16 protein-coding genes are annotated in these 16,652 nt (G+C 63.8%); 7 read left to right on the top strand and 9 right to left on the bottom strand.

The window, feature by feature from the left end:
* Positions 1–76: 76 nt before the first annotated feature.
* The 3 genes from fba to ACS13N_RS10960 all read right to left on the bottom strand — a co-directional run bounded on the left by fba (position 77) and on the right by ACS13N_RS10960 (position 3,923).
* A complete protein-coding gene (gene fba / locus ACS13N_RS10970) occupies positions 77–1,141 on the bottom strand; it encodes a class II fructose-bisphosphate aldolase (RefSeq protein WP_438931685.1) in 1,065 nt (354 codons plus the stop codon).
* Positions 1,142–1,225: 84 nt separating this feature from the next.
* Positions 1,226–2,665, bottom strand: coding sequence for a pyruvate kinase (gene pyk / locus ACS13N_RS10965; RefSeq protein ID WP_438931684.1), 1,440 nt, complete (start codon positions 2,663–2,665; stop codon positions 1,226–1,228).
* A 46-nt stretch (positions 2,666–2,711) separates the two neighbouring features.
* Complete coding sequence (locus ACS13N_RS10960) at positions 2,712–3,923, bottom strand: phosphoglycerate kinase (RefSeq protein WP_438931683.1); 1,212 nt, start codon at positions 3,921–3,923, stop codon at positions 2,712–2,714.
* A gap of 179 nt (positions 3,924–4,102) precedes the next feature.
* Here ACS13N_RS10960 and ACS13N_RS10955 point away from each other — a divergent pair, with 179 nt between their 5' ends.
* Positions 4,103–5,998 (top strand): M66 family metalloprotease, encoded by a 1,896-nt coding sequence (locus tag ACS13N_RS10955; protein WP_438931682.1) that lies wholly within the window; start codon positions 4,103–4,105, stop codon positions 5,996–5,998.
* Here the strand turns inward: ACS13N_RS10955 and rarD are convergent.
* The 3 genes from rarD to ACS13N_RS10940 are packed head-to-tail and all read right to left on the bottom strand — an operon-like array spanning position 5,984 to position 8,009.
* Positions 5,984–6,898 carry an EamA family transporter RarD gene (gene rarD, locus ACS13N_RS10950; RefSeq protein ID WP_438931681.1) on the bottom strand — a complete coding sequence of 305 codons (915 nt, stop codon included), beginning with the start codon at positions 6,896–6,898 and terminating at the stop codon, positions 5,984–5,986. The two genes, ACS13N_RS10955 and rarD, sit on opposite strands and share 15 nt — an antisense overlap.
* Positions 6,895–7,218 (bottom strand): AzlD domain-containing protein, encoded by a 324-nt coding sequence (locus ACS13N_RS10945; protein WP_048934102.1) that lies wholly within the window; start codon positions 7,216–7,218, stop codon positions 6,895–6,897. The genes rarD and ACS13N_RS10945 overlap by 4 nt, the downstream gene beginning before the upstream one ends.
* Positions 7,215–8,009, bottom strand: a complete 795-nt coding sequence (locus tag ACS13N_RS10940; protein WP_438931680.1) for an AzlC family ABC transporter permease — start codon at positions 8,007–8,009, stop codon at positions 7,215–7,217. Before ACS13N_RS10940 ends, ACS13N_RS10945 begins: the two co-directional genes overlap by 4 nt.
* A gap of 338 nt (positions 8,010–8,347) precedes the next feature.
* Between ACS13N_RS10940 and ACS13N_RS10935 the strand changes: the two genes are divergently transcribed.
* From ACS13N_RS10935 to ACS13N_RS10915, 5 genes are read left to right on the top strand one after another with little or no spacing between them, the layout of a single operon-like run.
* Positions 8,348–8,545: a zinc-finger domain-containing protein gene (locus ACS13N_RS10935; protein ID WP_296223835.1), complete on the top strand. Its 198-nt coding sequence runs from the start codon at positions 8,348–8,350 to the stop codon at positions 8,543–8,545.
* Between the two features lie 52 nt (positions 8,546–8,597).
* On the top strand, positions 8,598–9,623 hold the full coding sequence (waaF, locus tag ACS13N_RS10930; RefSeq protein ID WP_039600698.1) for a lipopolysaccharide heptosyltransferase II: 1,026 nt from the start codon (positions 8,598–8,600) through the stop codon (positions 9,621–9,623).
* A 32-nt stretch (positions 9,624–9,655) separates the two neighbouring features.
* On the top strand, positions 9,656–10,096 hold the full coding sequence (locus ACS13N_RS10925) for a YybH family protein (RefSeq protein WP_039600699.1): 441 nt from the start codon (positions 9,656–9,658) through the stop codon (positions 10,094–10,096).
* 36 nt (positions 10,097–10,132) lie between these two features.
* Positions 10,133–11,230 (top strand): YheT family hydrolase, encoded by a 1,098-nt coding sequence (locus tag ACS13N_RS10920; RefSeq protein WP_438931679.1) that lies wholly within the window; start codon positions 10,133–10,135, stop codon positions 11,228–11,230.
* On the top strand, positions 11,223–11,804 hold the full coding sequence (locus ACS13N_RS10915) for a DUF2946 family protein (protein ID WP_438931678.1): 582 nt from the start codon (positions 11,223–11,225) through the stop codon (positions 11,802–11,804). Before ACS13N_RS10920 ends, ACS13N_RS10915 begins: the two co-directional genes overlap by 8 nt.
* A 26-nt stretch (positions 11,805–11,830) precedes the next feature.
* On the opposite strand, the gene ACS13N_RS10910 is transcribed toward ACS13N_RS10915, so the two are convergent.
* Positions 11,831–13,534: a beta-barrel assembly-enhancing protease gene (locus ACS13N_RS10910; protein WP_438931677.1), complete on the bottom strand. Its 1,704-nt coding sequence runs from the start codon at positions 13,532–13,534 to the stop codon at positions 11,831–11,833.
* A 104-nt stretch (positions 13,535–13,638) separates the two neighbouring features.
* Here ACS13N_RS10910 and moaC point away from each other — a divergent pair, with 104 nt between their 5' ends.
* Complete coding sequence (gene moaC, locus ACS13N_RS10905; protein WP_438931676.1) at positions 13,639–14,115, top strand: cyclic pyranopterin monophosphate synthase MoaC; 477 nt, start codon at positions 13,639–13,641, stop codon at positions 14,113–14,115.
* A 52-nt stretch (positions 14,116–14,167) separates the two neighbouring features.
* Here moaC and ACS13N_RS10900 read toward each other — a convergent pair whose 3' ends face one another.
* Complete coding sequence (locus ACS13N_RS10900) at positions 14,168–14,734, bottom strand: pilin (RefSeq protein WP_438931675.1); 567 nt, start codon at positions 14,732–14,734, stop codon at positions 14,168–14,170.
* A 132-nt stretch (positions 14,735–14,866) separates the two neighbouring features.
* Entirely contained in the window at positions 14,867–16,594 is a 1,728-nt protein-coding gene (locus ACS13N_RS10895) for a Wzy polymerase domain-containing protein (RefSeq protein WP_438931674.1), read from the bottom strand.
* Positions 16,595–16,652 lie beyond the last annotated feature (58 nt).

The raw sequence follows: 16,652 nt of genomic DNA, 5'->3' as shown, positions 1-16,652 counted from the left end.
CAGCATTATACGTGGCCCATGCAATGCAAAACGGCTGGCGCAGTGCCAGCCGTTTGCTAGTTGTGACGCGAAATGCTTACTGCACCACTTGCGCCAGCTTGCCGCTCGCGTAATCCGCAGCAATGACCGACAGGCCGATCGGCTTGATCTTGCCAGCCTGGCCTTCACAGCCGAACTGGATGTAGCGGGCCTTGCAGACTTGCTTGGCGGCTTCGCGGGCGGGCTTGAGCCATTCACGGGCGTCGAACTTGTCCGGGTTTTCAGCCAGGAACTTGCGCACCGCGCCAGTCATTGCCAGGCGAATGTCGGTGTCGATGTTGATCTTGCGCACACCGTACTTGATGGCTTCCTGAATCTCTTCGACCGGCACACCGTAGGTTTCCTTCATCTTGCCGCCGTACTGGTTGATGATGGCCAGCAGCTCTTGCGGCACACTCGACGAGCCGTGCATCACCAAGTGGGTGTTCGGGATGCGCGCGTGGATTTCCTTCACGCGGCTGATCGCCAGGATGTCACCGGTGGGCTTGCGCGTGAACTTGTAGGCGCCGTGGCTGGTGCCGATGGCGATGGCCAGCGCGTCCAGTTGGGTAGCCTTGACGAACTGGGCCGCTTCTTCCGGGTCGGTCAGCAGGGACGAGTGGTCGAGCTTGCCCTCAGCGCCGTGGCCGTCTTCCTCGCCAGCCATACCGGTTTCCAGCGAGCCCAGGCAGCCGAGCTCACCTTCAACGGTCACGCCAACCTTGTGTGCCATCTCGACCACGCGGCGCGTGACGTCGACGTTGTAGTCGAAGTCCGCCGGGGTCTTACCGTCTTCGCGCAGCGACCCGTCCATCATGACCGAGCCGAAGCCCAGGTCGATCGCGCCCTGGCAGATCGCCGGGCTCTGGCCGTGATCCTGGTGCATCACCAGCGGGATCTCCGGATAGGCTTCAACGGCGGCCTGGATCAGGTGCTTGATGAAGGACTCGCCGGCGTACTTGCGGGCGCCTGCGCTGGCTTGCAGGATCACCGGCGCGCCGGTTTCCTTGGCGGCTTCCATCACAGCCTGGACCTGCTCCAGGTTGTTCACGTTGAATGCCGGCAGGCCGTAGCCGTTTTCAGCGGCGTGGTCCAGCAGTTGGCGCATGGAAACGAGTGGCATGGTTTTCTCCTATGGGTCGATCTGTATTCGGTTCTCAGGAACACCGTAGCAACCGGTGTTCCCTGGTGCAGGACATGCAGAACGTCAATGCATGCCCACGCGGACAATCTTGAGTGTGTTGGTGCCGCCCGCCTGCCCCATCGGCTCGCCGACGGTCAGGACGATGAAGTCGCCGCGCTGCACGACGCCGCGCGCGACCAGCAGTTCTTCCGCCTGATGCAGCGCCTCGTCACGGTCGGCGCTGGTGGCCATCGCCAGCGCCTGCACGTTGCGGTACAGGGCCATCTTGCGCTGCGAACCCACATTGGGCGTCATCGCATAGATCGGCACGTTGATACCGTGACGGCTCATCCACAGGGCGGTGGCGCCGGAATCGGTCAGCGCGGCGATCGCCTTCACCTGTAAATGGTAGGCCGTGAACAGCGCCCCCATGGCGATCGATTGGTCGATGCGGCTGAAAGTCTGCTCCAGGAAGTCGGTATCCAGGTGCACCGGCTGCGACTTCTCGGCTTCCACGCAGATGGCTGCCATGGCTTCGATGGTCTCGACCGGGTAGCGGCCGGCGGCGGTTTCTGCCGAGAGCATCACCGCATCGGTGCCATCCAGCACGGCGTTGGCGACGTCCGACACCTCGGCGCGCGTCGGCACCGGGTTGACGATCATCGACTCCATCATCTGCGTGGCGGTAATGGTCAGCTTGTTGGCTTCGCGCGCGAGCTTGATCATGCGCTTCTGCAGTGCCGGCACGGCCGCGTTGCCCACTTCCACTGCCAGGTCACCGCGGGCAACCATGATGCCGTCGGACGCGGCCAGGATCTCTTCGAGCACGCCCGGGCGGATGGCCTCGGCACGCTCGATCTTGGCGATCATGCGCGGCTTGTGGTTGTGCGGTGCGCCGGCCACCACGGCCAGTTGGCGCGCCATTTCCATGTCGGTGGCGTTCTTGGGGAAGCTGACCGCAACGTAGTCGGCGCCCAGCGCCATCGCGGTCTTGATGTCTTCCATGTCCTTGGCGGTCAGCGCCGGGGCCGACAGCCCGCCGCCCTGGCGGTTGATGCCCTTGTTGTTGGACAGCTCGCCGCCGATCTTGACGATGGTTTCGATCTCTTCGCCGACCACGCGTTCGACCTGCAACACGATCAGGCCGTCGTTGAGCAGCAGCAGATCACCGGGGCCGACGTCGCGCGGCAGCTCCTTGTAGTCGAGACCGGCGCGCTCCTGGTTGCCCAGTTCGCAACGCGCATCGAGCGTGAAGCGATCACCCGGGTTCAGCGTGATCTTGCCGCTCTCGAACTTGCCGACGCGGATCTTCGGACCCTGCAGGTCGGCCATGATGGCCACTTCGCGGCCCACCGAGCGCGCTACTTCACGCACGAGCTGCGCTCGGTCGATATGGTCCTGCGCGGTGCCGTGCGAGAAATTCAGCCGCACCACGTCCACCCCGGCCGAGATCATGCGGGTCAGGACTTCCTGCGTGCTGGACGCGGGGCCGAGCGTGGCGACGATCTTGGTAGCGCGGGTCATGGGCGGTGTCTCGTTGGTGTTATTGGGCAATGCGAGTGGAACGCAATCAGGCCGTGGTTGCCTGGTTCTGTGCGCGCTGCTCCAGGATCTCCACGGCCGGCAGTGTCTTGCCTTCCAGGAACTCCAGGAACGCACCGCCGCCGGTGGAGATATAGCCCACCTTGTCAGCGATGTTGTACTTGGCGATGGCAGCCAGCGTATCGCCGCCACCTGCAATCGAGAAGCCCGACGAGGCTGCGATCGCCTCGGCCAGCACCTTGGTGCCGTTACCGAACTGGTCGAATTCGAACACGCCGACCGGGCCGTTCCACACGATCGTGCCGGCAGCCTTCAGTTGGTCAGCCAGTTGCGCGGCGGTCTTCGGGCCAATGTCGAGAATCATGTCGTCATCCGCCACGTCCTTCACGTCCTTGACGGTGGCAGCAGCAGTGGCGCTGAACTCCTTGGCGCAGACCACGTCGACGGGGATGGGGACCGACGCACCGCGTGCGGCCAGCATGTCGATGATCGCCTTGGCGTCGCCCACCAGATCGGCTTCGGCCAGCGATTTACCAATCTTCAGACCGGCAGCCAGCATGAACGTGTTGGCGATGCCTCCGCCGACGATCAGGTTGTCCACCTTGTCGGCCAGCGACTTCAGGATGGTCAGCTTGGTCGACACCTTCGAGCCGGCCACGATGGCGACCAGCGGGCGCTTGGGCGCACCCAGTGCCTTGCCCAGCGCATCCAGCTCAGCGGCCAGCAGCGGGCCGGCGCAGGCGATCGGGGCGAACTTGGCGATGCCGTGGGTGGTGGCTTCTGCGCGGTGGGCGGTGCCGAAGGCGTCGTTGACGTAGACGTCGCACAGCTTGGCCATCTTCTGGGCCAGTTCGTCGCTGTTCTTCTTCTCGCCCTTGTTCACGCGGCAGTTTTCCAGCAGTACAACTTGGCCGGGCGCGACTTCCACACCATCCACCCAGTTCTGCACCAGCTTCACGTCACGGCCCAGCAGCTCGGCCAAGCGCTTGGCAACCGGTGCCAGCGAGTCTTCCGGCTTGAACTCACCCTCGGTCGGGCGGCCCAGGTGCGACGTGACCATCACGGCAGCACCAGCGCCCAGTGCAGCCTGGATGGCCGGCACGGAGGCGCGGATGCGGGTGTCTTCGGTGATGTTGCCGGCGTCGTCTTGCGGCACGTTGAGGTCGGCGCGGATAAACACACGCTTGCCGGCTAGTTTGCCTTCGGAGATGAGATCGGACAGACGCAGAACGTGAGGCATGGCAGCAACAGTAGGAATCGCGGAAAACGACGATTTTACCTGATCACCCTTGCACCCTTGCCGTAAAACGGACGAACGAAACCCCGAATCCCCTGACTAGGGGAGCGCGCCTAGCTTCACAATCCTCCACAAAGCTAGAATGTGCGCGCCAATAAACATAAATACGTCGGGAGTTTTCCATGAGCCAAGCGCCAATCCTGGGCCGCGCCACGCTGGCGGCCGCCTTGACCACCCTATTGCTGACCGCTTGCGGCGGCGGCGATGGTGGCGCCACCAGCACCACATCAAGCACCCAACCGGACGGCGGATCGACCGGCACCCCCAGCTCGCCCACCACGCCGGCCGCCGGCCCGCTCGCGCTGAATAAGCTGGAATTTGCGCAGACCCACGTGCTGCCCGAGGGCGGCATCACCTGGACGCTGCCGAACACCACCGGCACGCTGCAACTCACCGGCAGTCGGGCGGCGCTGGCGCTGGTGTCGATCGGCCAGGCAGACGTGCAGCAACCGACGCTGGAAGCCTGGCGCAACGGCGCGTTGGTCGGCAGCCTGGCGCTGAATGCGCCCGCCGCCCTGCCGCCCACGGAATCTGCCGGCCGCCCGTACGCCACCGACCGCTGGAGCGTGACCGTACCTGCCGCGTGGATGGTGCCCGGCACGTCGTTCCGCGTATCGGCAGCCAACTACACCGCCAGCACCAGCCACACACCCAGCTTCGGCACCAACGCCGACATCACGCTGCGTGTGCTGCCGTTCTACCTCTTTGGCGCGAACGATTCGAATACGACACCGCTGTCGACCGTCAAGGCGCCGGACGCCGTGACGCAGCAGGAGATCTTCGCCAAGTGGCCGGTCTCGGCACTCACCGCAGCCAATCACCCGATCGGGCGCGTGTCGTGGCTGAGCATGGTGATCGGGCCGCGTGCAGACAGCGCCAACGTGGCGCAGCCCGCCTATGTCGTCACCGCCATGAGCCAGCAGAAGGACGGCTACGCGGTGATGAGCTCCGTGCTCAGCCTGATCCAGAGCCTGCGCAACGCCAACGGCGAAGGCCCGACCAACAACCAGTACTACGCGCCGATCCTGCCGGTCGACCCGGTGACGAACAAGCCGGTGTTCCTCGGCGGCGGCCTGGGCGGCGGCAACGCGGGCGTGGGCGACCAGAACTACACCGGCATCTTCATCCACGAGCAGGGTCACGCGTTCGGCTTGCCGCATGCGGGCGATGCCTACACCGCCGGCACGTATCCGTACGCGGGCGGCAGCCTGACGGGCTCGGTGTGGGGCTACGACCCGAACAAGAACCAGTTCCTCGACATCCGCGTGCCGACCACGGCCAGCAGCTACGCCAACTGTGCGAGCGGCCACCAGACCGATTCCGCCAACCGCTGCATCAAGCAGGACCCGATGCAGGGCGGCGCAGGCGATCAATCACCCGGCTACAAGTTCGCGACGTTCTCGGATTTCAATACGGGAAAGATGCAGGCCTGGCTGCAGAACCGCATCCTGGTCGACACGGCCTCGCCCACCGGCTACAGCCAGTGGAATGCCACCACGCAGGCACGCGTGACCTACGCGCCCACGACCACCAACAACGGCCTGTACGGCATCAACCAGAACCTGCCGACGCAGACCAACGTACCGGTCTACGCCATCGCCATCACGTTGAGCCGCGCGGGCACGGCGGGTGTCTCGCAGATCTATCCGCCGCTGCCGTTCACCGGCAACCTGATCCAGACCTTTGACCCGGCCAGCGCTGCCGACCGTGCCGCCATCGTGCCCAACACCGGCACGTATGCGTGGTACTGCCACGCCAGCGGCTGCGACTACACTGTGCGCGTGACCTACGCCGACAACTCGCAGATCACGCGTGTGCTGCAAGGCGGCTTCCGCCCGTGGTTCAGCCCGACCGGCACACCAGCCACCAGCACGACAGATCCGACCAGCGGCGACAGCTTCAAGCTGTGGACCATCAACGTGCCTGGCGACAAGGCCATCACCAAGGTGGAACTGCTGGATACACCGATGGCGTGGAACGGCGTGCCCGTCACGCCGACCGTGTTACTTAGCCGGTAACACCTGAGGGCGACGCTGCAGACGCAGCGCGCTCTCGGCACTGTAGACCGCCAGGCCGATCCAGATCAGCACATAGCCCGCCACCTTCGGCCCGGCAAACGGCTCGTTGTAGAGCCACACGCCCAGCAGCAGTTGCAGCGTGGGGCTCACGTACTGCAGCAGCCCCAGCAGCGAGAGCGGAATGCGCCGCGCCCCGGCGCCGAACAGCAGCAGCGGCAACGCGGTCAGCGGGCCGGCCAGCGCCAGCAGCAACTGCATGCCGGGCGACGCGGCCAGGAAAGCGTTCTGCTGCTGCGCGGCCAGCCAGCCCAAGTAGGCCAGCGCCAACGGAAACAGCAGCAGCGTCTCCAGCGTCAGCCCCTCCAGTGCACCCAGAGGCGAGGTCTTGCGCAGCAGGCCATAGAAGCCGAACGAAAACGCCAGCGCCAGCGCGATCCACGGCAGCGTACCGGCCTGCCACGTGAGCCACGCCACGCCGGCCGCCGCCAGCGCCACCGATACCCACTGCACGGGCCGCAGCTGCTCGCCCAACACCAGCGCAGCCAGCATCACCACCACCAGCGGGTTGATGAAGTAGCCCAGGCTCGCGTCGAGCACGTGATCGTGGTTGACCGCCCAGATGTAGGTCAGCCAGTTGGCCGCCAGCAGTGCAGTGCTGGCCGCGTAGCGCCCCACCACGCGCGGCTGCGTGCGCAGCGCCCACAACCACGCCCAATGCCGCTTGACGAGCAGGATCACTACCATCACCGCCAACGACCAGATCACCCGGTGCGACAGGATCTCCACCGGCGACACGGCCTTGAGCAGCTTGAAGTACAGCGGAAACAGGCCCCACATCGTGTAGGCCAGAAACGCGAAGATCACGCCGTTGCGCGTGGAAGCAGAACCCGACACATTCATCCCCAGAGACGCAGCACGGTAAACACCCCCATGCCGACGAAAATCATGCCCAGCATGCGCCGCGTCGCCACATAGAACGCAGTAGCCGCAACACCGGCCATCAGGCGCGGGTTGGTCCAGGTCGCATCAAAATGGCCCTGATTCCAGAGCAGGTCAGGCAGCACGATGGCGATGAGCGCAGCCGCTGGCGCAAAGCGCAGCGCGTGCTGCAGACGCATCGGCAGCGCCACCTTGTCGCCCACGATCAGGAACAGCGAGCGCGTCACAATCGTCACCACCGTCATGCCGGCGATGACCAGCCAGATCTCCAGCGCGCTCATGCGTCCTCCTCCTCGGCTGTCGCCGGTGCGGCACGGCGGCGCTGCCATTGCAGGCGTGCGACGGCCTCGTCGGCGGCCAGGCCCGCAGCCATGGCGCCGGTGACAGCAATCACCAGGCTCAATCGATACGGCAGCTTGAAGGCAACCAGCGCCAGTACCGCCGCCACGGCCACCGCCATGAGGGTGGCACGGCCACGAATGGTCGACACCATGACAGGAATCAGCGCGAGCGTCCCGGCCAGCGCCAGGCCCCACGCATCAGGAAACAGGCTCGCCGCGACGATGCCCAGGATGGACGACACCTGCCAGGCCACGAAGCTCAGCAGGACCATGCCCCAGTAGTACCCTTCCTTGCCCGCCTCCGGCGCCGCGGAGGGATATTTCTGGGTGAACAGCACAAACGGCAGATCGCCGTTGAACACGCCCAGGACCACCCGCCGCACGAACGGCAGGTGCCCGAAATGCTGCGCAAGCCCCGCGCTGAAGATGATGAAGCGCACGTTGACGATGAATGCCGTCAGCAGCACCGTCCAGATCGGCAACCCCGCGGCCAGCAACGGCAGCACCGCCAGTTGCGACGACCCCGCATAGACGAAGATCGTCATGCCGATCGCCTGCGGGATGGTCAGCACCGACTTGCTCATCGCCACGCCCGTCACCACGCCCCAGGTGAACACCGGCGGCAGCGACGGTGCGTAGGCGCGGATGCCGGTGAAGAAACCGGCGCGCTCGGCGGGGTCGATGGCCTGCCAGCGGCGTTGCAGCGCAGTGCTCCAGCGGACTAGCGGCATGACACCCCCATAAGCGGCGCATTCGTCTCTTTTTTTGGGTCCGGACAAAGGCTGCCGGCAGCGCGCGGGCGCGGATGCGTCGGGGGCGACATGGGTGGCTCGTAGGAAACGCACGATTATACTTTTGATGTTAAGCAGCCGCTTAACGCCAATGCGCACGCGCCTTGTCCGGTACAACGATTCGTGCCGGGCACCACGCAGTGCAACAATCGGCGTTGGCGCGCCCGCGCCCACCCCTTACAATTTCGCCTCTTCGCCAAATTTTTCGGCATTTGAATTTGCGGCCCATACCAAGGCACGGCTGACCTGTTCAGACCGTGCCGGCAATCCACCTCATCATGACCACGCACACCGCACCCACGATCGAAATCGGCGCAGACGACCTGCCGCTGCACTGCCCGACCGCCAAGACCCCGGCCTGGAACTACCACCCGCGCGTGTTCCTCGACATCGCCGACACTGGCGAGGTCAAGTGCCCGTACTGCGGCACCGTCTACAAGCTGGCTCCCGGCGTTGAACTGAAGGGCCACCATTGAGCCGTCTTCACACGCAGTACGACGCCGGTCGCAACGTACGCCCGGCGAGTCGATGATGCGCAAGATCCTCGTCGTCGCCCCCAACTGGATCGGTGATGCGCTGATGGCGCAACCGCTGTTTGCGCAGATCAAGGCGCGGCACCCCCGCGCGCAGATCCACGCCATCGCGCCCAAGTGGGTCGCGCCCGTGCTCGCGCGCATGCCCGAGATTGCCCGCGTGCTGCCGACCGACCTCGCGCACGGCAAGCTGCAGCTCGGCAGCCGCACGATGTTCGCCCAGCAGCTCAAGAACGAGACGTTCGACGCGGCCTACGTGCTGCCGAACTCGTTCAAGAGTGCGCTGATCCCGTGGCTGGCCGGTATTCCGCTGCGCATCGGCTACAAGGGCGAGTCGCGCCTGGGCGTGCTGAACGTGCGCTACCCAAATCCGCCCAAGAACGCGCGTCCGCCGATGGTGCAGCACTATGCTGCGCTGGCCTTCAAGCCCGGCGCCAAGCTGCCCGACGCCCTGCCCGACCCGAAGCTGAACGTTGACGTGCAGCGCGTGGCCGCCACCTCGGCCAAGTTCGACATCCCCGGCAATGCGCGCCTGGTCGCTTTCTGCCCCGGTGCGGAATACGGCCCCGCCAAGCGCTGGCCCGCCGAGCACTTTGCCGAGCTTGCACAGATGCTGCGCCGCTCGTTCCCGTATGCGCAGATCGTCGCGCTCGGTTCGGGCAAGGACCGCGAGATGGCCAACGCCATCGTCGAACGCGCGCCGTTCGTACGCAACCTGTGCGGTGAGACCTCGCTGGATGAGGCCATCGAACTGCTCGCCCGATCCGAAGCTGCCATCTGCAACGACTCAGGCCTGATGCACGTGACGGCAGCCCTGGGGCGCCCGCAGGTGGCCGTATTCGGCTCCAGCGACCCGCGCCATACGCCGCCGCTGTCGCCCGCTGCGAGTATCATGTGGCTCCATCTGGAGTGCAGTCCGTGCTTTGCGCGCGAATGCCCGCTGGGTCATCTGCGCTGCCTGCGCGACATCGGCCCCGAGATGGTGTTTCATGAATTGCGCCGGCTGCTGCAGCCGGCTTAGGTCTGTAGCCTTTCCCTCAACGTCCAGCCGCCATGCCACGATTTGCCCGCCTATTCGAAGCCGCCGAGGACATCCTCGAAGCCTATCGCGATGCGCTCAAGCGCCGCGATGCCGATGGCGCGCTCAGGCTGTGGCTGGACGAGGACTCCGTGAGCTTCATCCTGCCCGACGGCCAGCGCCTGCACGGCCACGAGCAACTGCGCGGTTGCCTGGATGCGCTGGTCGAGAAGAACCCGGTCTGGATCGAGTGCCTCTCGCAACAGGTGCATTCGTCGCTGGGCGTATCGATTTTCGAAGCCACCGAAGCCCTGCGTTTCTCCGCCACCGCCACCGAAGCCGATCTGTACGTGCACACGACCTACGTGCTGATGCAGAACCACGAAGGCTGGCGCATCGCCCACGTGCACTCCAGCCAGGCGGCGGAAGAACGTGTGGCGGCCTCCATCTCCAGCGCCACACACTCCCTGCACTAAACCAGCCACGCTGGGCGTGGCTGATGCATTCGTCCGATGACCCGCTCGTCCCGCCAAGCTGCCCCCGTTGAACTGAACCTCGGCGCCATGTTGGCGGGGCCGTTCGAGCCACACGCGTTCCGCTCGCCGTGGTGGCTCATCGGCGGTAACGCACAGACCATCGTGCCGGCACGCCTCTGGCGCTTTCCGCGCATCCCCTACCGGCGCGAGCGCTGGGACACGCCCGACCAGGACTTCATCGATCTCGACTGGACCTCGCACGACACGGATGCGCATGCGCCGCTCGTCGTCATGTTCCACGGCCTGGAGGGTGATTCACGCAGCCACTACGCGAGCCTGCTGATGGATGCACTGCGCGCGCGCCGCTGGCCCGGCGTGATCCCGCACTTCCGTGGCTGCTCGGGCGAGATGAACCGCGCACCGCGCATGTACCACTGCGGCGACGGCGCCGAGATCGCGTGGATTCTTGAGCGGCTCTACCGGACGGTCTGCCAGCCCCAGGGCCGCAAGCTGCTGGCCGTGGGCATCTCGCTGGGCGGCAATGCGTTGCTGCGTTACCTGGGTGAGCATGGTACCGGCGCACGCCACCTGAGCGCTGCTGCAACGGTCTCTGCGCCGCTGGACATGCGGGCCGGCGGCGCAGCGCTGTCTCGCGGCTTCAACATGGTGTACACGCGCATGTTCCTGCGCACGCTCAAAGCCAAGGCCAACGCCAAGCTCGACCAGCACCCCGGCCTGTACGACCGCGCCGCCATGCTCGCCGCGCGCAACCTGAGCGAATTCGACAACCTCGTCACCGCGCCGCTGCATGGTTTCCGCGACGTGCTCGACTACTGGACACGCGCATCGTCCAAGCCGATCCTGCGCGACGTGCGCGTGCCGGCGCTGGTGCTCAACGCGCGCAACGACCCCTTCCTGCCCGGCCAGCACCTGCCCGGCCCCGCCGACGTCTCACCCGACATCGTGCTTGACCAGCCGCAACATGGCGGCCACGTCGGCTTCCTGCTGCGCCACGACAGCGGCCTGCGCAACATGGCCGGTCGCATCGACTGGATGCCGGCACGCGTGCTGCGTTTCTTTGATGATGTGCTCGGTCGCCAGGCGCAGGCCGGAGGCTTGGATTCCCATGGATGACATCGTCCGCCAAGCGATGGCCAAATGGCCGAACGTACCGAACTGCTTCGGCTGGCTGGCGCTGGACCGACGCGGCCAATGGCGCATGCGCAACGAATTCGCGCAGGCCAACAAGCTGTCGGGGGATCCGATCCGGCATGCGCCGCTCATCGACTTCATCGTCCGCAACTACGCACACGACGACGCGGGGCAATGGTTCTTCCAGAACGGGCCGCAGCGCGTGTTCGTGGCGTTGGACTACACCCCGTGGATTGTGCGACTGGCGCCCGGCAGCCTCGTACCCACCTTCACCACGACCACGAGCGCGGCCTTCACACCCATCGGCTGCTTTGCTGATGAGCAAGGCAACGTACTGCTGTCTGGACGCGTGGCGGGGCGGGATGCAGAAGACACCATCGCCGTGCTGCACGATCACGACCTGGAGCCGTTTTCGTCGCTCGTGCAATGGCATGGAGACGCATGCGGCGCCGCACTCGGCACGCTCACCATCGGTGATCGCACGTTCGATATCGAGCCGATTCGTCGCGCAGAAGTCGCACGGCGCTACGGGTTCGTGCCGCATCCGACCGCGTAGCGGCAACAGGCCGCTGCGCCACCCGACTACTTCGGCAGCGCCTTGTCCTCGGCTTTCTCTTCCTTGTACTGCCGCTCCATCTGATGCAATCGCGCATCGACTTCGGACAGCGTGTAGAAATCCGCATCCCCCGCTTCGCGCGCCAGCTTGAGTTGCTCGACCGCCGAGCCCCATGCACCGTCGCGCGCGTACTTCTCGGCCAATGCGCGATGCTGCTCAAGACGCTTGCCCTTGTCGGCATAGGCACGTGCGAGCATGTCCCACCAGATCGATTGCGCGGTGTCTTCGCGGGTCTTGTCCTTCAGATACGGAATCGCGTCGTCGATCCGGCCCGCCGCCAGCAACGTCTGCGCATACGTCTGGCCAACTGCGCGCGATAGCGGATAGGCGACAAGCGCCGCCCGCGACAAGGTCAATGCCTCGGGCATGCGGTTGCGGGCACGCGCCAACTCGATCGCCGTCACGTCCAGATCGACACTGCCAGAGGTGATGCCAGGGATGTTGCCGTACAGGCGCCGCGCCTCCAGCAACGCCTGCTCGGCCTCGTCCAATCGGCCCGCCATCTGATTGGCCACCGCTACGCCGTACCACAGCGCCGCACGCTTCTCGACCGGTGCATCCGGTGCCGAGGACAGCTGCGATTGCATCGCATTGCGCACATCGATGTAGGAGCTGGTCGACGTTTCCTGCAGCACACGCGCACGCGCCTTGGCAAAGCCGAACTCCGGCCGACGCGGTTGGCGCGGGTGCGGCAGGCCGCGTGCGCGGTCGGCCATGTCGGCGATGCGCTCACCGGTGAGCGGGTGGGTGCGCGCATAACCGGGGATCACGCCGGTATCGGCAATGTTGGTGACCCGCTGCATGCGGCGGAAGAAGTCCGGCATGCCCTCCGGGTCATAACCGGCACCGGTGAGCAACGTGAAACCGACACGATCCGCCTCACGCTCGGCACTGCGCGAGAACGAGAGCTGGTTCGACACCGCCGCCGCCTGCCCACCAATCGCCAGCGCCTGCGCCGCGTCGCCGCTCTTGGTGGCGGCCAGGCCAGCCAGCAGGATCGACGCCAGCGCAATCCACATCGACTCACCCGACTTGTCGATACCGCGCGCGATATGCCGCTGCAGCACGTGGCCGATTTCGTGGCCGAGCACGGAGGCCAGCTCCGACTCGCTCTCAGTGGCCACCAGCGTGCCGGTGTTCACGCCGATATAGCCGCCTGGCAGCGCAAACGCGTTGATGGCCGGGTCACGCACTGCAAACAGCTCGAAGCTCGACGACGACGTGCTGCCCGCCACGTGCTGCCGGCGCGCCGCCTCGATCAACTTGAAGCCGATGGTGTTCAGGTAGTCACTGAGCAGCGGATCGGGCACGTAATCCGGGTCGCGGCGAATCTCGCGCATCACCCGGTCGCCCAGCCGGCGCTCCATGTCGGGTGACAGCGCCGCCGTGGATGGGTCGCCCATGTCAGGCAACTCGTACGTTGGCGCGTCAATGACGGTCGGGTCCTTCTGCAGATACGGCGACTGGCGGCCAATCTGCACGCTGCGATTCAGGTTGCTCTGCACCTGGTCCGCCTGCGCAGCGGAACCCAGGCCGAGATTGGCCGAGGCCGCCGGAGCAGAGGCCGGCACCTGCGCCAACACGGGCAGTGGCAATGGAGCCAGCCACGTCGACAACAACACAACAGCCGTCAGCTTACGGGCACGCGGCCGCGAGAAGAAATGCGTCATACGGAAAGCGCAGTGTGCAGGATCAGCCCGGCGGCATCGGGAACCGCCGGGCGCTTGCTATCATAAAACGCTTCGTCTTCTGCCCCGCAATCCTGCGGTCACTTATGTCGCAACTCACCCACTTCGATTCCGCCGGACAAGCCCATATGGTCGACGTCGGCGACAAGGCCGTCACGCGCCGCGTGGCGGTGGCTACCGGCACGATCCGCATGCTGCCGGACACCTTTGCGCTGGTGCGTGACGGCACGGCCAAGAAAGGCGATGTGCTCGGGATTGCGCGGATTGCGGCGATTCAGGGGTCGAAGCGGACGTCGGATTTGATTCCGCTGTGTCATCCGCTGGCGCTGACCAAGGTGGCGGTGGAGTTTGATCTGGATGAAGCTGCTCACACTATCCGCTGCACTGTTCGCACTGAGACGCGTGGGCAGACTGGAGTGGAGATGGAGGCGCTAACCGCCGTGCAGGTCGGGCTGCTGACGATCTACGACATGTGCAAGGCCGTGGATCGGGGGATGGTGATTGGGGATGTGCGGTTGATGGAGAAGCACGGGGGGAAGTCTGGGGATTGGGTGGCGACATAAGAAGCCTTTGCCTCAATGCAAAAGAGCGCATCCTTTGCGCTCTTTTTGCTTTTTAGCGGCACTCTGCCGGAGTCAATTTTGCTGCCAGTGTTGGACTATAAACCTTTGGCTCCTCCACATTGCCGCGCTGCGTCACACCCGTGGCGTAGCAGTCCCAACGAATGGGGCCACTAGGTAGCGTACTGGCGGTAGTGCTGCCCTGCAACGATGCTCCGTCAGCCGCAGTGGTCGGCTTCAGCACCAGTACATTGGCACCCGAAGGCGCAATCTTTGCGCTGTATTGGATCTGAATCTCGCCCTTGGTGGGGTCGATCGTGATGCCGTTGGCAAGCAAATTCTGTGTTGCCGCCGTGCTACTAGTGAACCCTTGCCCGAATGGGGCGCCAGAGGCTGCATTTTCTGCCACTGCGGTTTTGGCTGCGGCTGCAAACGACAAGCCTTCAGTCACGCGTGCCCGAACGGTGTAGTCCTGATACGCCGGCACTGCAATCGCCGCAAGAATGCCGACGATAGCAACGACGATCATGAGTTCGATCAGGGTGAAGCCACGTTGCCGCTTCATTGTTCTCGTGCAGTTGCAGCTCAATTGAGTCGTGTGAAGCAGAATCTGCGATTTCAAAGCCTGTCTCCTTTTGAAAGTTGGCTACGCAGATTAGTGGAGATTTCCGGCAGACCCTCATGATGCAACTATTTTTGACGCACCCAAAATAAGAAAAGCGCCCAAATGGACGCTTTTCTTATTAAAAATTAATCACTTACTCTCAACAAGTAGATTCTCAGCCTTTAGGCGCGAACAAAATTCTTTCAAATCGGCTTTTTTCTTTGCGCAGGATGCTGTCAGAACTTGAGACTGCGATCCGTAGTATGTCCAATATTGGTTGTAGAGTCGGCGCACTTGTACAACTGCCTCATCGTTCTTACCCTGCAATGCCAGCGCAAGTGCGTAGAGTTGAACGGGCCCCGCCCCTGGGTAAAACTGTGTGGCCTGCTGTTCAAGGGCAGCCTGAAGTGGCGCCATTTCAGCGGTCACATTTGCGTTGATGGCGATAGCCAGCGTGGCATATGGTGTAAGCAGAATGCTTGGATTAGCGCGATAGTGTTCAGTTTGCGCCGTTGTGCTATTCGTGGAGTAATAGAGTTGCTCGACTCTACGGTAGTCACTCCACAACGCCGGCAGCAATACCACAACACCGGTAGAAATCAGTGCCATCAACAGCCATGCCATGCTCCCTGATGGAAAGCGAAGTACGCGCATGTCCAGATAGCCGAGGGCAAACGCAAAAGGCAGTAGAAAATAGAGGTAGTGGAGCGGAAATTCCAACATCGAATGAATGCCCATCACCGCAATAATCGTCCACAAGAATGCCCCCTCAGCACGCTTCACTTGACGCCAGATCAAGCGAATCAGGCCCAGAAAGGGTATTGCAACGACAAGCAGACCGACCACCCCAATCTTGGCCAACAAATCCAAGACGATGTTGTGGGCATTCGTCGCCATTTCCACATGTCCGAGTACGTCGGTTTGCACGTACTGATTCCAGGCGTAGTCTCCCCAGCCTGCGCCAAGCCACGGATGTGCAAGAAACATGTGCCAAGCATGGTTCCACAAGAAGGGACGGAACCCGATGCCTTGCTGCACTCGATCCGAGAGCGACCCAGGTAGGCTCCAGCTCCAACGCACGTTCCCATAGTCCATTGCCCAGTTGCATACCTGATAAGCAACCATCAGCAGGAGCAGTGGAGCAAGGCGGCGCAGCCACGCACGGCCCCCGCGCTGAGGCGCATCAACGGCAGCGCCCGCCAATACGCCGATTGCGATAATCAGTAGCCAAGACGTGCGAGAAACCGTCAATGCCATGCCCCACAGCAAAGGAACAACCAGCAGCATCAACAGGACAGCGGCCCGACGATAACGTTGGGCCAGAAACAAACACGCAGCAATGCCGAAAGCAAGATACGACCCGATGTGGTTGGGTTGATTCAAATTCCCCCACATACGCCGATTCGGGCCTTCAGTCACGGTGGAGATGTAGTTCGACCACCCAGACAAGCGCAGCAACTGCATAGTTTCAATCCCAGCAGTTGCAACGGCACCAATGATGAGCCCAATAGCTAAAGCCTCAAGCGTGCCGGGAAGCTCACGACTACGCGCTCCGAGACCACAAACCGCCGCGACACCGAATAGACAGACAATCGCTGCAAACGAGAAGAATGGATTGAGCGGCGTCGACACAAGCAACTGCAGCAGGAGCGCGCCAATTAGGCCAAGAGGTGCGAGCGCAATCACCGGCAACTCGACGCGACTTCTCAAGGTCATCCCAAGGATGCAGGCCGAAACACCGAACCAACACGCTGCGGCGACGAATTCGTTATAGAACGTCGTGATCGGATAGGTATGGAGTTGCACCAAGAACGGCGCGGATCCGCTTGCGGCAAGACAGAACCACAACAACGGCAATGCGATTCGAGAGGCAGGCATCGAGAATGCAGGGATGAGGAAACAAAAAGAGCGCCCGAAGGCGCTCTTCCTATGCTAA

It is taken from the genome of Ralstonia sp. 24A2, assembly GCF_051783885.1.
GTDB lineage: Bacteria > Pseudomonadota > Gammaproteobacteria > Burkholderiales > Burkholderiaceae > Ralstonia.
This window is presented reverse-complemented; position numbering and strand designations above follow the sequence as displayed.

What these genes read in the sequence shown, in the direction of transcription:
- fba (WP_438931685.1), bottom strand. Translation starts at nt 1,141, where the DNA reads ATGCCACTCGTTTCCATGCGCCAACTGCTGGACCACGCCGCTGAAAAC.
- pyk (WP_438931684.1), bottom strand. Translation starts at nt 2,665, where the DNA reads ATGACCCGCGCTACCAAGATCGTCGCCACGCTCGGCCCCGCGTCCAGC.
- ACS13N_RS10960 (WP_438931683.1), bottom strand. Translation starts at nt 3,923, where the DNA reads ATGCCTCACGTTCTGCGTCTGTCCGATCTCATCTCCGAAGGCAAACTA.
- ACS13N_RS10955 (WP_438931682.1), top strand. Translation starts at nt 4,103, where the DNA reads ATGAGCCAAGCGCCAATCCTGGGCCGCGCCACGCTGGCGGCCGCCTTG.
- rarD (WP_438931681.1), bottom strand. Translation starts at nt 6,898, where the DNA reads ATGAATGTGTCGGGTTCTGCTTCCACGCGCAACGGCGTGATCTTCGCG.
- ACS13N_RS10945 (WP_048934102.1), bottom strand. Translation starts at nt 7,218, where the DNA reads ATGAGCGCGCTGGAGATCTGGCTGGTCATCGCCGGCATGACGGTGGTG.
- ACS13N_RS10940 (WP_438931680.1), bottom strand. Translation starts at nt 8,009, where the DNA reads ATGCCGCTAGTCCGCTGGAGCACTGCGCTGCAACGCCGCTGGCAGGCC.
- ACS13N_RS10935 (WP_296223835.1), top strand. Translation starts at nt 8,348, where the DNA reads ATGACCACGCACACCGCACCCACGATCGAAATCGGCGCAGACGACCTG.
- waaF (WP_039600698.1), top strand. Translation starts at nt 8,598, where the DNA reads ATGATGCGCAAGATCCTCGTCGTCGCCCCCAACTGGATCGGTGATGCG.
- ACS13N_RS10925 (WP_039600699.1), top strand. Translation starts at nt 9,656, where the DNA reads ATGCCACGATTTGCCCGCCTATTCGAAGCCGCCGAGGACATCCTCGAA.
- ACS13N_RS10920 (WP_438931679.1), top strand. Translation starts at nt 10,133, where the DNA reads ATGACCCGCTCGTCCCGCCAAGCTGCCCCCGTTGAACTGAACCTCGGC.
- ACS13N_RS10915 (WP_438931678.1), top strand. Translation starts at nt 11,223, where the DNA reads ATGGATGACATCGTCCGCCAAGCGATGGCCAAATGGCCGAACGTACCG.
- ACS13N_RS10910 (WP_438931677.1), bottom strand. Translation starts at nt 13,534, where the DNA reads ATGACGCATTTCTTCTCGCGGCCGCGTGCCCGTAAGCTGACGGCTGTT.
- moaC (WP_438931676.1), top strand. Translation starts at nt 13,639, where the DNA reads ATGTCGCAACTCACCCACTTCGATTCCGCCGGACAAGCCCATATGGTC.
- ACS13N_RS10895 (WP_438931674.1), bottom strand. Translation starts at nt 16,594, where the DNA reads ATGCCTGCCTCTCGAATCGCATTGCCGTTGTTGTGGTTCTGTCTTGCC.